The 12,925-nt window shown below is 52.6% G+C and carries 10 protein-coding genes; 5 read left to right on the top strand and 5 right to left on the bottom strand.

Annotation, left to right across the window (positions count from 1 at the left end; genetic code table 11):
* Positions 1-305 precede the first annotated feature (305 nt).
* The 3 genes from H7850_RS06280 to H7850_RS06270 all read left to right on the top strand — a co-directional run bounded on the left by H7850_RS06280 (position 306) and on the right by H7850_RS06270 (position 4,846).
* Positions 306-1,412, top strand: a complete 1,107-nt coding sequence (locus H7850_RS06280) for a glycosyltransferase (protein ID WP_227368672.1) — start codon at positions 306-308, stop codon at positions 1,410-1,412.
* Positions 1,413-1,767: 355 nt separating this feature from the next.
* The gene (locus H7850_RS06275) at positions 1,768-2,775 is read left to right on the top strand and encodes a glycosyltransferase family 2 protein (RefSeq protein ID WP_227368671.1); all 1,008 of its coding nucleotides are present in this window, start codon (positions 1,768-1,770) and stop codon (positions 2,773-2,775) included.
* 28 nt (positions 2,776-2,803) lie between these two features.
* On the top strand, positions 2,804-4,846 hold the full coding sequence (locus H7850_RS06270; RefSeq protein ID WP_227368670.1) for an acyltransferase family protein: 2,043 nt from the start codon (positions 2,804-2,806) through the stop codon (positions 4,844-4,846).
* A 429-nt stretch (positions 4,847-5,275) separates the two neighbouring features.
* Here H7850_RS06270 and H7850_RS06265 read toward each other — a convergent pair whose 3' ends face one another.
* Both H7850_RS06265 and H7850_RS06260 read right to left on the bottom strand, forming a co-directional pair.
* A complete protein-coding gene (locus tag H7850_RS06265) occupies positions 5,276-6,466 on the bottom strand; it encodes an amino acid aminotransferase (protein ID WP_227368669.1) in 1,191 nt (396 codons plus the stop codon).
* Positions 6,450-6,806 carry a 4a-hydroxytetrahydrobiopterin dehydratase gene (locus tag H7850_RS06260; RefSeq protein ID WP_227368668.1) on the bottom strand — a complete coding sequence of 119 codons (357 nt, stop codon included), beginning with the start codon at positions 6,804-6,806 and terminating at the stop codon, positions 6,450-6,452. Before H7850_RS06260 ends, H7850_RS06265 begins: the two co-directional genes overlap by 17 nt.
* A gap of 274 nt (positions 6,807-7,080) precedes the next feature.
* On the opposite strand from H7850_RS06260, the gene H7850_RS06255 reads away from it, so the two are divergent.
* Positions 7,081-8,424 carry a glycerophosphodiester phosphodiesterase family protein gene (locus tag H7850_RS06255; RefSeq protein ID WP_227368667.1) on the top strand — a complete coding sequence of 448 codons (1,344 nt, stop codon included), beginning with the start codon at positions 7,081-7,083 and terminating at the stop codon, positions 8,422-8,424.
* Positions 8,425-8,463: 39 nt separating this feature from the next.
* Here the strand turns inward: H7850_RS06255 and cfa are convergent, their stop codons facing one another.
* Both cfa and H7850_RS06245 read right to left on the bottom strand, forming a co-directional pair.
* A complete protein-coding gene (gene cfa / locus H7850_RS06250; RefSeq protein ID WP_227368666.1) occupies positions 8,464-9,615 on the bottom strand; it encodes a cyclopropane fatty acyl phospholipid synthase in 1,152 nt (383 codons plus the stop codon).
* Positions 9,616-9,921: 306 nt separating this feature from the next.
* Positions 9,922-10,818, bottom strand: a complete 897-nt coding sequence (locus tag H7850_RS06245) for a LysR family transcriptional regulator ArgP (RefSeq protein ID WP_227368665.1) — start codon at positions 10,816-10,818, stop codon at positions 9,922-9,924.
* A gap of 101 nt (positions 10,819-10,919) precedes the next feature.
* On the opposite strand from H7850_RS06245, the gene H7850_RS06240 reads away from it, so the two are divergent.
* On the top strand, positions 10,920-11,522 hold the full coding sequence (locus tag H7850_RS06240; RefSeq protein WP_227368664.1) for a LysE/ArgO family amino acid transporter: 603 nt from the start codon (positions 10,920-10,922) through the stop codon (positions 11,520-11,522).
* Between the two features lie 22 nt (positions 11,523-11,544).
* Here the strand turns inward: H7850_RS06240 and H7850_RS06235 are convergent, their stop codons facing one another.
* Positions 11,545-12,909 (bottom strand): TrkH family potassium uptake protein, encoded by a 1,365-nt coding sequence (locus H7850_RS06235; protein WP_227368663.1) that lies wholly within the window; start codon positions 12,907-12,909, stop codon positions 11,545-11,547.
* Positions 12,910-12,925 lie beyond the last annotated feature (16 nt).

The raw sequence follows: 12,925 nt of genomic DNA, 5'->3' as shown, positions 1-12,925 counted from the left end.
TCACCTTTCAGCGGTCATTCAGCGGTCATTTCTGACCGCTGAGAGGTGGATTTAGAGCCTATTTCGATAGGCATGCCCGCTACGTGATGATGCTCAACGCCAAGTGAAGCATTACCAGGTAGGTATCGACACTTTTCTCCCAGCGCACCAGGAACCTTCAGAAGCGATCGAGCCCGCCGAGCGTGCTCGGGCATCTTTGGCGGGATTTATGCAGTATTTCATTTACGTTGCTGGGGTGCTCGCTGATTTGTCTGAGTAAGCTTCAGAGCAGGCTTTGAAAGGCATTCTTATAGGAGGCATTGGCTTTGAATATAATATATTGTTGTCCTTTTGACACCAGCATACCAACAGGTAAAAATCGGGCGACTCGTCATAAAATAGAAGCTTTAAAAAAAATAAGTAAACGTATTGATATAATTGTACCAAATGAAAAAGAAAAACGATTACCAAGAGCGCTGAGAGGGTTCTTTTGTGAGTTTCGTTGCATAATAACCGTAATAAAAAATAGGAATTTAGCAAACCTCTATATTAGCCGTGGAGATGTGGGAATTATTTCGGTCCCTTTAGCAAGATACTTCAAAATTTCAACTATGCGAGAAGTGCATGCAGGTCCATTTGAAGAATTGAACTTAATAAAAAAATCCAAGATAACTAAATGTTTCTTAAATATAATGTGGCGCATAAATTTTATAACAACCAAAATGGCTGATATTAGAATTTACAACAACCCTTTGCTTAAAAAGAATTTCGTTAATGAGGGCTGGGGGAAAGAGAGCGATATTGTTTCATATAATGGAGCTAGCTTAGATGCAATATCTTCCATTGATAAAAACACAGCACTAAAAAAATATTCCTTAAGGAAAGATGTGAAATATTTAGTTTTTGTGGGGTCTACTAGTAAATGGAGAGGAGTGGAGTTATTGGTTGATTTGCAAGAAGAGTTTGACAAATGCTCTGATAATATTAAGATTCTATGCGGGGGAGGAGAGGTTGCAGATGATGTTGATCCAAGTGGAAAAATTTTTAATTTCTCGCCTTTAGATGATGTTGGTTGCTCCGAGTTAATAAAATGTGCCGACGCATGCTTACTTCCTGTAGCCCATAACAGGGTCAGCCCTGGAAGCCCTTTAAAGTTATATGATTATATGATTAATGGAAAGCCAGTAATTGCTCAAGAGAAAGCGTTTGGTTATTCAGATGAAGTAGAACGTTTCAATGTAGGAATATCCGTGGATTTTTACAGCCCCCAAGAGGCGAGAAATAAAATAGTAGCGCTTCTCACCAATGAAACATTACTCGATCGATATTCACAAAATGCCAAGGCAAGCCTTGCTAATTATAGTTGGGAAAGTAGGTTAAAAAATTGGCTTCATGATGAAAGCGTTACTGGTACCTATGAGCATACAACATAGATATATAACTATCTGAGCCTTCTCTTCATGCAGCTCTGGAAAGATGGCGGCTACATGGACCTCGATAGCTGAATGGCCGATTCCACTTCGATACGTTCGACGCGTTCTGCCGCAGGGTGGCTCTCAGGAACCCGTAGATCATGCTCTTGGGCGTTTTACGAGTCTATTTTCAGATAAAGCGTAATCTCCGAATATCCAAGTCGCTTGCAATCCAAGGACACGGATCAGAGTTCGGATGCCGTACGTGCTGCACCGCTTACTAAAGTGGAAGCAATGCCGTGATCTATTTCAGGGGAGGCATACCCACCATCGAAAAGCCAATAATAATACCTGTTGTCAAGCTGGGGAATATGCTATGAAGAAGGTCTTTGCTGTAATTATTACATATAATCGTCAAGATTTGCTGAAACGTTGTCTGGGAGCGGTATATGCACAGACTCGACCGTGCGATGGTGTGATTGTCATCGACAACGCCAGTCAAGACAACACTCGACGGCTGTTGCTCGAATCTGGATATCCCAACCTGACAATACATACGCTGTCACGGAACATTGGGGCGTCGGGGGGCTTCAACGTGGGTTTCCGTCTTGCCTACCAGAGTGAAGCCGATTTCATCTGGGTGATGGACGATGATGTAATACCAAAATCTGACGCTCTGCAATGCTTATTAAAAAAAGATGAGGAGTTAAATAATAGGAACATCGATCATTCGTACCTCCTATCCACCGCGTTCACCGAAAACGGTCACGTAACCAACACGCCTAGTCTTAGTCTTAAAACTAATAAAATCGGTTATCTGGAATGGCCGGAGATGATCGCGTACGGTATAGCCCCGGTCCGGCGTGCCACCTTCGTTTCTATTTTGCTACCACGCTCGACCTTGACCGAGCATGGCCTGCCCATTGCCTCGATGTTTATCTGGGGTGAGGATACGGAGTACACTTTGAGAATCACCCAAGAAAAACCTGGTTTTCTTGTCGGCGCAAGTGAGGTAATACACTTGCGACAGGAAAATGGGCCTATTAGTATCCTATCGGAGAGTAACCCAAGTCGCTTGCGTTATCACGAATACTATATACGCAATAAAATTTTTATTTCAAGAATATACAGCGTTAATAATTCTCGGTTAATGTCAGTGATTTATGGAGTCGGGCGTCTTTTTTTTAAGCTGTTAAAAAAAAGGGAGTTCTGCAAAGCTAAAATCGTTTTGCAAGGCGTATTGAAAAGTGTTTTTTTCTTTCCTCATGCTGAAGCTGCCGATGCGCCCATCGCGAATTTAAACACTTCTATAAAAACAATTAAGCCAGAGCCATCTGTTGCAAATGAGGTCGTATTATGCGAGGAGTTGAGGTGGGAACAGTAATGTTGCATGGAGGCAGCAGATTATGAACATGAGTTATCGCCCAGAAGTAGATGGTTTACGAGCCCTTGCGGTCATACCGGTAATTTTATTCCATGCTGGATTTGAGTTCGCAAGTGGTGGCTATATTGGAGTCGATATTTTTTTTGTTATTAGTGGTTATCTCATCACCAATATAATCTATAATGAAATTTATCAGAAGAAATTCTCCCTAGTGACGTTTTACGAGAGACGTGCGCGAAGAATACTTCCTGCACTTTTTCTTGTGAGCCTTGTGTCGCTAATGTTTGCCTGGTTGTGGATGCTGCCGAAGGAATTCGAAGCGATAAGCGCAAGCTTAATCGCCGTCAATTTGTTTGTCTCGAATATTTACTTTTTTCTGAACACAGGATATTTCGCGGGTGCGGCTGAAATGAATCCTTTCCTGCATACCTGGAGTTTGGCCGTCGAAGAGCAATTCTATTTGTTTTTTCCTTTGGTCATGATGCTTCTTGGTGCACTCAAGAAGTATTATCTTTTATTTCTGGTCATCCTGGCATTTGCTATAAGCCTCAGCATAGCGGAATGGGCTTCGGTGCGTTATCACTCTGCCAACTTTTACCTTCTTCCATCGCGTGTATGGGAGCTGATGGCAGGTGCTATCATAGCCATTGTGAGCTACAGGCGAGAGTTAAAATTTTCGATGCCGTTGCACAACCTTGGTGCCTTCACCGGGCTGGGGTTGATCCTTTTATCGATTGTGTCCTTCGATGAGGAGACTCCTTTTCCGGGACTATGGACTACCATTCCTATCTTGGGTGCCTCGTTGGTGATCGTGTTCGCAAGGAGGGACAATATGGCGGGCAGGTTACTCGGTTTAAGGCCTATCGTCGGCATCGGCTTGATCAGTTACAGCGCCTATTTATGGCATCAGCCAATCTTCGTTTTTGCAAGGGAAAGAAGTTTTAACGAACTTTCCAGTGTGGACTACTGGTTACTGAGCTTGCTAGCTCTTGTGCTTGCATATTTTTCGTGGCGATGGGTGGAGCAGCCTTTCCGCCATAAAAAAAATTTTACGCGCGCTCAGATCTTTACTGGTGCATTGGCGGTATCCATTTTTATGCTCAGCTTTGGTGCCTATGGCGTTTATACCAAAGGTATTCCAGGACGTCTTGATGACACCGTTGCTCAAATTGCAGATGTTCGAAATGATCGGCATCTGCATGCAGAAGGTTGTCAATCCACACCGAGTCACGTAATTCCTATTGAGGAAAGTTGTGAATACAATACAGAGTATGCAGAAAAGATTGTCATCTGGGGGGATAGCCAAGCTACCCCGCTAGTTGGGCCTGTCATCAAGAAGGCCAGCGCTCTCGGCATGGGCGTCAAGCAGTTCGTCTACACGAACTGTTTACCAATAGCGGGTTATACCCGTAGTGATCGGCCAGCCTGTGGTAATTTTAATCAAAAGGTTTTGAATTCGATTATCGAAAACGGCAATGTTAAGACGGTATTTATGATTGGTCGTTATCCCTTACAGTTGGAAGGCAAGTCCTTTAATAACCAGGAAGGTGGTATCGAAGAAGAGGAGGAACCTAGAATCTACGCTGTTCCCGTTAAAAATGGGCAAACAGTGAAAACCAGCTCTATGCCAAATAGAAAAGAATCAATAGGTAAACTGATCCAGGAAACGGTCAGAACACTCGTTGGTAACGGTGTAAGGGTCGTGCTGATCTATCCTGTTCCCGAAGTAGGTTGGGATCTTCCCTCACGGCTAGCCAAAGAGAAAATATATGGTATCGAGAGAAACTCATTTCTATCGACTAGTTATACGGTTTTTCAGGAACGTACGCAGTCATCCTATAGGCTGCTTAATCAGGTTGAAGAACATCGGAGGGTTCTGAAAATAAAACCTGCATCTTTACTCTGTGATACTTTGCTTCCAGGTCGCTGTATTACGCAATTAAAAAAAGAGCTTATATATTACGATAGCAACCATTTAAGTCGGTTTGGAGCGACGCTGCTGGTCGATCATATCTTTAATGAGATGAAAGATTTGGGGTGGTTGAAAAATGATAAAGTAGTGAAGAAATAAGAATAGTTATTGTGATTCGGATGATCATATGAACTATAGGTGGAGGGTCCCTGATGATCAGATGACTTATAGAAGTTTTTCTCTGCTGGTCGCCAGAGAACTTCTACAGCAATACATCCAGGAGCAGGTTCATGATCATTGCGCTGCATGGCGGTCTCAAATCCCAAGTGCGGCACCTGGCCCATCAGGTACGGTATTGCCATGACCTATCGCCATCTCACCGCTGAAGACCGAGCCGCCATTATGTTGATGCGAGCCACCCACTCAATCCGGGCTTTCGCCATTTACCTGGGGCATGCGACGGTGTCGCACCGAACCTGAAGTATCTCACTGTGAGAGGTGTAGGCGAGTGGTGACCAACCCAAGAACGACCGGTCTGAACCAACCGGGCGTCCTTGGGGCAGATAGCAGGTGGCTGTAAGGCGAGCGTCACTTCGAGACGGCGGCGATCGCCTCGGTGACGTAGGGCAGGTTCTCGCTTGCCAGGCCGGCCACATTGGCACGACCCGAACGCACCATGTAGATGCCGTACTCATCGCGCAGCCGGTCCACTTGATCCGGCTTGAGGCCGGTATAGGAGAACATGCCGCGCTGTTCGGCCACATGGGCGAAGGTGCCATCCAGTCCATAGGGCTTGAGCGCTTCGACGAAGTCACGACGCAGGCCATTGATACGGTCACGCATTTCGGTCAGTTCGTCACGCCATACCGCTGCCAGCTCCGCGGAGGTCAGAATCTCGCAGACGATGGCGCTGCCGTGAGCCGGTGGGTTGGAGTAGTTCTCCCGGGCGACGATGGCCATTTGCGAGCGGACGTTCTCCATCTGCTCGGTATTCTTGGCGACGGCAATAAAACAGCCGGTGCGCTCCCGATAGATACCGAAATTCTTCGAGTAGGAGCTGGTGATCAGCACTTCGTCGAGGTTCTCCGCCATTAACCGGGCGCCAAAAGCATCTTCTTCCAGCCCATCGCCGAAGCCCTGGTAGGCGAAGTCGATCAGGGGCAGCAGGCTACGTTCACGAACCACCTCGAGCACTCGCTTCCACTGATCGTTGGTTAGATCGAACCCGGTCGGGTTATGGCAGCAGGCGTGCAGTAGCACCACATCCCCTTGAGGGATCTGCTTGAGCGCGCTCAGCATGCCATCGAAATCGAGACGATTCTCCGCATCGACATAAGGATACTTGTGCAGCTTGAGGCCGGCGGCAGGAAAGATGCCCAGGTGGTTGGGCCAGGTCGGGTCGGAAACCCAGACATCCTTGCCGGGGAGCTGGGATTTGATGAAGTCCGCCGCCAGGCGCAATGCGCCGGTACCGCCCGGCGACTGGGTGGCACTGGCACGATGCTCGGCGATGACCGGCGAATCGGCGCCCAATACCAGGGGCAGGGTCACCTTGCCATAGAGTGGATCGCCGTGGGAGCCGATATAGCTCTTGGTGGTTTCGTTCTTCAGCAGCAGCGCCTCGGCTTCCTTGACCGCCCGCATGATGGGTGTATTACCCTCGGCGTCGCGGTATACGCCGACACCGAGGTCGACCTTCTGGGGATTGGTATCCTTCTTGAAGGCCTCGATCAATCCAAGGATGGCATCCCCGGGTACGCGCTCAATCTGCTCGAACATTGGACTCTGCTACCTCGTCGGTTCTAGCGGCCAGAATGAAATCGTTCTTGTGCAAGCCCTTAATGGCATGAGACCACCAAGTCACGGTGACCTTGCCCCATTCGGTGAGCAGCGCCGGATGATGGCCGGCTTCCTCGGCGATGTCACCCACCCGATTGGTGAAGGCGAGGGCCTGCTTGAAGTTGCGAAACGTGAACACACGCTCCAGTTGCATGATGCCATTCCGCTCAAGCAACTGCCACTCGGGGATGTCATGCCGGAAGGCCTCGATTTGCTCCTGAGTGGCCTTGGGGGCATCGCGGCGACAGGCTTCGCAGGATTGCTTGGAAAGTTGGCTCATGGAATGCCCCCGCTTGGTTAGTGGCATCGGGGATGTCGTTATCTACCCGTTCATACAGTGTAGGCAGCATTTCGCTCTCGTAGTAGAGCGCCGATTGCCGATACGCAATGACATCGTATTGTCACAAGTTGCCGACTATCCTTCTTGCTAGGGAGCCGGTGGCTGCCCGAGAAGGTCGTTCTCGGGGTTGCCATCATTGATAGCCAACAAACGCAAACGCTATGACGTTGGTAATGAAGTAAGCGTCGGCAACGAGTAACGGGAGAATACCGTCATGCAGCGCACGAATGCGATAGCAAGCCTTTCCTGCGGGCTGATTCCCGCGCTGATACTGAGCGTTACGTCCGTGTTTGCCGACGATCACAAGCGTGAGGAGACTTGTCTCGCCGCTGCCGATCGGCCCATCGTCATCGGGCATCGCGGGGCCAGTGGGTTTCGTCCGGAGCATACCCTCGAGGCCTACGAGCTCGCTGTCAAGCAGGGGGCGGATTTCATCGAGCCGGATCTGGTGGCAACCAAGGATGGGGTACTCATCCTGCGCCACGAGAACGAGTTGAGCGGCACCACGGACGTGACGGAGCGTGTCGAGTTCGCCGACCGCAAGACGACCAAGGTGATCGACGGCATTCCCACGACCGGCTGGTTCAGCGAGGATTTCACCCTCGAAGAGATCAAAACGTTACGCGCCGTAGAGCGCATCCCCGAAACACGCCCGGACAATACGAAGTTTGACGGTAAGTTCGAGGTCCCGACCCTCGAGGAGGTCATCGCCCTGGTGCGCGACCTGGAAAAACGCACGGGGCGCCGGGTTGGCATCTACCCCGAAACCAAGCACCCGACCTATTTTGCCAAGGAGGGAGAGTTTCTCGATGGCGACCCCATCGATATGTCCCTCGGTAAGATGCTTATCGAAACCTTGATCGACCAGAATTTCACCGACCCCGAGCGGGTGTTCATTCAGTCCTTCGAGGTCGAGAACCTGATTGAGCTGCATAACGAGATCATGCCGAGCTTCGATGTCGACCTGCCGCTGGTGCAGCTCTTGGGTGATATCACCAACGCCTATCAGCCACCCGAAAGCAACTTTTCGGCGCCCTACGACATGATCTACAACGCGGAAAACGGCGATGTGAAGGCCATTTATGGCGAGCTTGCCAGCCTCGTCGATGACGGTTCGGGTATTACCGCCGAGACCGATTATGGCGATCTGATCTCGAAAGCCGTGCTGGACTACATCGCCAAGCACTACGCCGAGGGCATCGGCCCCTGGAAGAACAGCTTCCTGCTGCGCGAGACGCTCGACGAGCCCGTCGATACCGATGGCGATGGCAAGGCTGAGATCGCTACACGCTTGACCGGCGAGGTGCATGACTTCCTGGCCCAGGCCATCGAGGCGGGCTTGCTCGTTCATCCCTATACGCTGCGCGCCGAGGAAGAATTCCTGACCCTGCACCCGAACGGCATACCGCAGACCCTCACTGGCGAGGTGATCCAGCTGCTTGGTCTCGGCGTGAATGGCTTCTTCACTGACCAGCCCCGCATCGGTGCCGAGGGGCGTGAACTGTTCCTCAAGGCCAATGGCTGTGGCAAGGTGCAAGAGAAGCAGCCCGAGGTGTGACAGCTCTATGTGTGAAAGCCCCGGGGCGGGCACAGCTGATTAGCGCGGCGCGTCGTAACGCCCGGGCCATCGCTTGGAGAAGACCGTCTGCCACAGCTGGATGTCCCGGGCGCGGAACGAGCCGGCGCACATGCTCAGATAGTAGCGGAACATGCGACGCGTCTGTTCATTGTAATTGTCGGCGATCTCGTGCCAATGGGCATCGAAATTGGCCAGCCAGGCCATCAGCGTGCGATCGTAATCGGCGCCGAAGTTCTGCCAGTCCTCCATCAGCAGGCGCTCTTCGCTGGCCTGGGCGATATGCACCGCGGAAGGCAGGATACCGTTGGGGAAGATGTACTTGTTGATCCAGGGGTCGATGCTGATCTCGGAGCTGTTGGAGCCGATGGTGTGCAGCACGAACAACCCATCTTGTTCGAGCAGCCGCGCCACGGTGTCGAAGTAGGTGACGTAGTTGCGATGGCCCACGTGCTCGAACATGCCGATCGAGACGATGCGGTCGAAACGGCCGACCAGGTCGCGGTAGTCCTCCAGCAGGATCTCCACTGGCAGCCCCGCGCAGCGCTCCCGGCCCAGGGCGGCCTGCTCTTTGGAAATGGTGATACCAGTGACCTCGGCACCGTAATGGCGCGCGGCGTGTTCGGCGAAACTACCCCAGCCGCAGCCAATGTCCAGCACCTTCATGCCGGGTTCGATCTTGAGCTTGCGAGCAGCTAGATCGAGCTTGGCGACCTGAGCGTCGTGCAGGTTGTCGGCCTCTTTCCAGTAGCCGCAGGAGTAGCACATGGTCGAGTCGAGCATACGCTGGAACAGATCGTTGCCGAGATCGTAGTGGGTTTCACCGACGATATAGGCGCGCGCCTTGCTCTGCATATTGATGAAGCCGCTATGCAACCGGTACATCAGCTTCTCGGTCGGCTTGTGGTTGCGTTTGCCTAGACCGTGACGCAACAACCGATAGGCCATCTCGTCGATACGCTCGCATTCCCACCAGCCATCCATATAGGCTTCGCCAAAGCCCAGACTGCCCTGGCGTAGTACGCGAGAAAAGAAATCCGGGTGGTGTACCTGGATGTCCCAAGGGTTGTCGCCGTTGAGTGCAATGCCGGATCCTTCGAGCAGGTTCTCGACGATACGGCGTGTTCGCGTGTCGGGCAGGGCGACGGGAGCAATTCGATTATCACTGGTCATGCCGAACTCCGGATCAAAGTGCGTATTTAGTCAGATACGGGACTCGGGACAAGGCTTCCTTGCCTCTCCACAACATCATTGCGCTTGATATTAATTCATCAATCCAATGGTTTGATGATGTTGCATCAGGGTCAGGTTAGCTCAGAATTTGAAGGTGTGCCCTCTAGGCTGTGTCTGAAAAGTCGACGAGCGATGGCCAGACAAGGCAAAAATCGACGAAAAGACGGAGTTTACCCGGTGTAAATGAGTACTTTGAGTCGATTTTCAACGCTGTATGAGCGAGCGCAGGCACTTTTCAGACATAGCCTAAGTGGATTCCGTGATGGGGGGTAGCCACCGCGAGCAGGTGTTCACAAGTTGATCGGTGATAGCCGCTAGTGTTCTGCCACCTTGACGCCAGTAATGCCAGTAGAGCGGTACGTCTATAAAACATTCGGTATCGAGATCGATCAGCAAGCCCTCATCGAGCTCTCGGGTTACCTGCTGTTCGGGAATCAGACCATAGCCCATGCCGGCGCAGGCGAGATGCAGGAACCCTTCCGAGGAGGGACACAGATGATGCGGAAACGGTTCTCGATAGCCGTGCAAGGCTAGATAACGGTGCTGCAATTGGTCGTCCGGGCCAAAGACGATGGCCGGTGCCCGCCTCAAGGCTTCAAGACTCACTCCCTCGGGAAAATGGCGTGCTATATAATCGGGGCTAGCCAACGCCCGGTAGCGCATGTTGCCCAATGGTTGAGAGCGTGCCCCCTGGACCGGTTGCGGTGTGGCACAGATGCAACCTGCCACTTCGCCGTCGCGCATGCGTTTGAGCGCCACGTCCTGATCCTCGACGATCAGATCCAGCAATAACCCTTGCTGCCGACAGAACTCACCGGTCACCGGTGCCCACCAGGTCGCCAGACTATCCGCATTGATTGCCAGACGAAGACGCTGCTCCCGCTCGCCTAGAGCAGGAATTTGTTCGAGCAGATCATGCTCGAGTAGCGACACCTGCTGAACATGGTTGAGAAGGCGTTGGCCAAGTGGGGTGGGGGCCAGCTTAGGGGCTCGCACCAGTACCGGCTGGCCGAGACGCGCCTCGAGCAGCTTGATGCGTTGAGAGACTGCCGACTGAGTGAGCCCCAAGTGTCGCGCGCCGCGCTCGAATCCCGACTGACCCACCACTGCTGCCAAGGCTTGGAGAAGTTTGTAATCGAGCATCAGTTTAGCTAATCACCCGGCGTTTAAATTAATTTAATTTATTCAAGGCCCGACTTTATCCTGTTCGCATATCATAATCACCCCTGACCTGCGAGAGACGTATGCTGATTTCCGCGCTGCATGGACTAGTAACTGGCGCCGGCTTGATCATTGCCATCGGTGCTCAGAATGCCTTTGTGCTGGGCCAGGGGCTGCGGCGGGAGCATCCCTGGGTCGTGGCGATAATTTGCGCGCTGTGCGACTGGTTGCTGATCGGGTTGGGCGTGCTGGGATTGGGGCGGCTGATCGCCAGTCAGGAAGGGTTGATGCTGGTGGCGCGTCTGGGAGGAGCCGCTTTCTTGTTGTGGCAGGCCTGGTTGGCGCTGCGGCGGGTCTATTGCTCTGATGGCTTGATAGCAGGAGTTGCGCTGCGAAGCTCCCGCCGTCGGGTGATCCTGGCAACCCTGGCGGTAACACTGCTCAACCCCCAGGTCTATCTGGATACTCTGATCATGCTCGGGGCGATTGGCGCGGCCCAGGCCAGCCCCTTGGGATTTTATTTCGGGGCGGCTGTCGCGTCCTTCGGCTGGTTCTTCGGCTTGGTGGCTGCTGCCAGCTGGCTTGCGCCGAGGCTAGAGAGTCCCATTGTGTGGCGGGTCATCGATGGATTCATCGCGGTGATATTGACCGCTGTAGCAATCGGTTTACTGGCAGGCATCGAGTAGCGGAGCGAAGTGCTCTGGTCGCCTAGCCGATATGTACCTGTCCTTCGGCATACTTCACTCCCTGGGGGCGTCTTATGGCAAGAAAATAGCCAAGCGAAATTGGCCCCGCTCGCCCAAGTAGCATGGCCACGATCACCGTAAGCTGACCGGGAAGCGAGAGCTCATCGGTAATGCCTCGTGAAAGCCCGACAGCGCCGGAGGCGGAAACTGCCTCGAATGTCAGGTCGAGAAAATCCTTGCCGGGTTCGCTTATGGTCAGGATGAAAAGACAGGTGAAGATAAGCAGCAACACCCCCAACGCCACGGCGATTGCCTTGAACACGGTGCTGTCGGGGATTGCACGGCCAAAGGCCGTCGGCTGCGGGCTGCCCCGTACGAAGGAGCGAGCGACTAGGATGAGTACGACGAAGGTGGTGATCTTGATGCCGCTTGCTGCGGATCCGGGCCCTGCACCAATGAACATCAGCAGTATGGTCAGCAAGGTGGTCGGCTCACGCAGGGCGGCGGTATCGAGGGTGTTAAGGCCCGCAGAGCGCGGAGTAACGGCCTGAAAAAGTGCGGCCTGCAGGCGCACGCCGAATCCGTCGAGTCCGCCGAGGGTCGCCTGGTTGCTCCACTCCAGCAGTAGAATGGCGACCGTGGATACCAGGATCAGCCAGAAAGTGGCATGCAGCATGATGCGCGAGTGCAACGACAGTTTGTGTCCTCTAAAACTGTCTCGTACTTCGGCCACCACCACGAACCCCAGTCCACCAGCGACAATCAGCATGATGACGGCGGCATTGACCATCGGGTCCGCCACTTGGGTGATGAGGCCGTCGGTCCACAAGGTGAAGCCTGCGCCGTTGAAACCCGAAATTGCATGGAAAAGGCTCAGCCACAACCCCCACCAAAGCCCATGCTCGGGTATCCAGGCGCTGGCCAAAAGCACCATGCCAACGCCTTGGGCCAGCAGTGTGAAGGTGACGACGGTACGCACAAGCTGAGTCAGATCGCGAAACGAGGTGTGATTGAAGTTCTCGCGGACCAGGTTTTGATGATGAAGAGGAATGCGCATGCCCATGATCATCAGGGTCATGGCAGTGAACGTCATGAAACCGAGGCCGCCCAGCTGAAACATGCACAGCAACATGACTTGCCCGAACAAAGTCAGTTCCGAGGTGCTGATAACGGTAAGGCCGGTTACCGTGACAGCGGACGTGGCGGTAAACAGCGCTTCGTTCCAACTCAACGGGGAGTGGGCCGAGATCGGTAACATCAGTATCAGGGTGCCAAGAAGGCTGAGAAACACGAAGCCCAGTAGCAGCAGCTCAGGAGGCGAGAGCTGAATGACCCGGCCGTGAGGCATTGAGCGCAAGGGTTTGAAGAAGCGCCGGCGAAACCTCATCCTGATTAGCGTCCTT

This window comes from Halomonas sp. M20, assembly GCF_020622265.1.
Classification (GTDB): Bacteria; Pseudomonadota; Gammaproteobacteria; order Pseudomonadales; family Halomonadaceae; genus Modicisalibacter.
This window is presented reverse-complemented; position numbering and strand designations above follow the sequence as displayed.

Coding starts and splice junctions, on each gene's coding strand:
- H7850_RS06275 (WP_227368671.1), top strand. CDS start 1,768: ATGAAGAAGGTCTTTGCTGTAATTATTACATATAATCGTCAAGATTTG.
- H7850_RS06270 (WP_227368670.1), top strand. CDS start 2,804: ATGAGTTATCGCCCAGAAGTAGATGGTTTACGAGCCCTTGCGGTCATA.
- H7850_RS06265 (WP_227368669.1), bottom strand. CDS start 6,466: ATGTTCGAGCAGATTGAGCGCGTACCCGGGGATGCCATCCTTGGATTG.
- H7850_RS06260 (WP_227368668.1), bottom strand. CDS start 6,806: ATGAGCCAACTTTCCAAGCAATCCTGCGAAGCCTGTCGCCGCGATGCC.
- H7850_RS06255 (WP_227368667.1), top strand. CDS start 7,081: ATGCAGCGCACGAATGCGATAGCAAGCCTTTCCTGCGGGCTGATTCCC.
- cfa (WP_227368666.1), bottom strand. CDS start 9,615: ATGACCAGTGATAATCGAATTGCTCCCGTCGCCCTGCCCGACACGCGA.
- H7850_RS06245 (WP_227368665.1), bottom strand. CDS start 10,818: ATGCTCGATTACAAACTTCTCCAAGCCTTGGCAGCAGTGGTGGGTCAG.
- H7850_RS06240 (WP_227368664.1), top strand. CDS start 10,920: ATGCTGATTTCCGCGCTGCATGGACTAGTAACTGGCGCCGGCTTGATC.
- H7850_RS06235 (WP_227368663.1), bottom strand. CDS start 12,909: ATGAGGTTTCGCCGGCGCTTCTTCAAACCCTTGCGCTCAATGCCTCAC.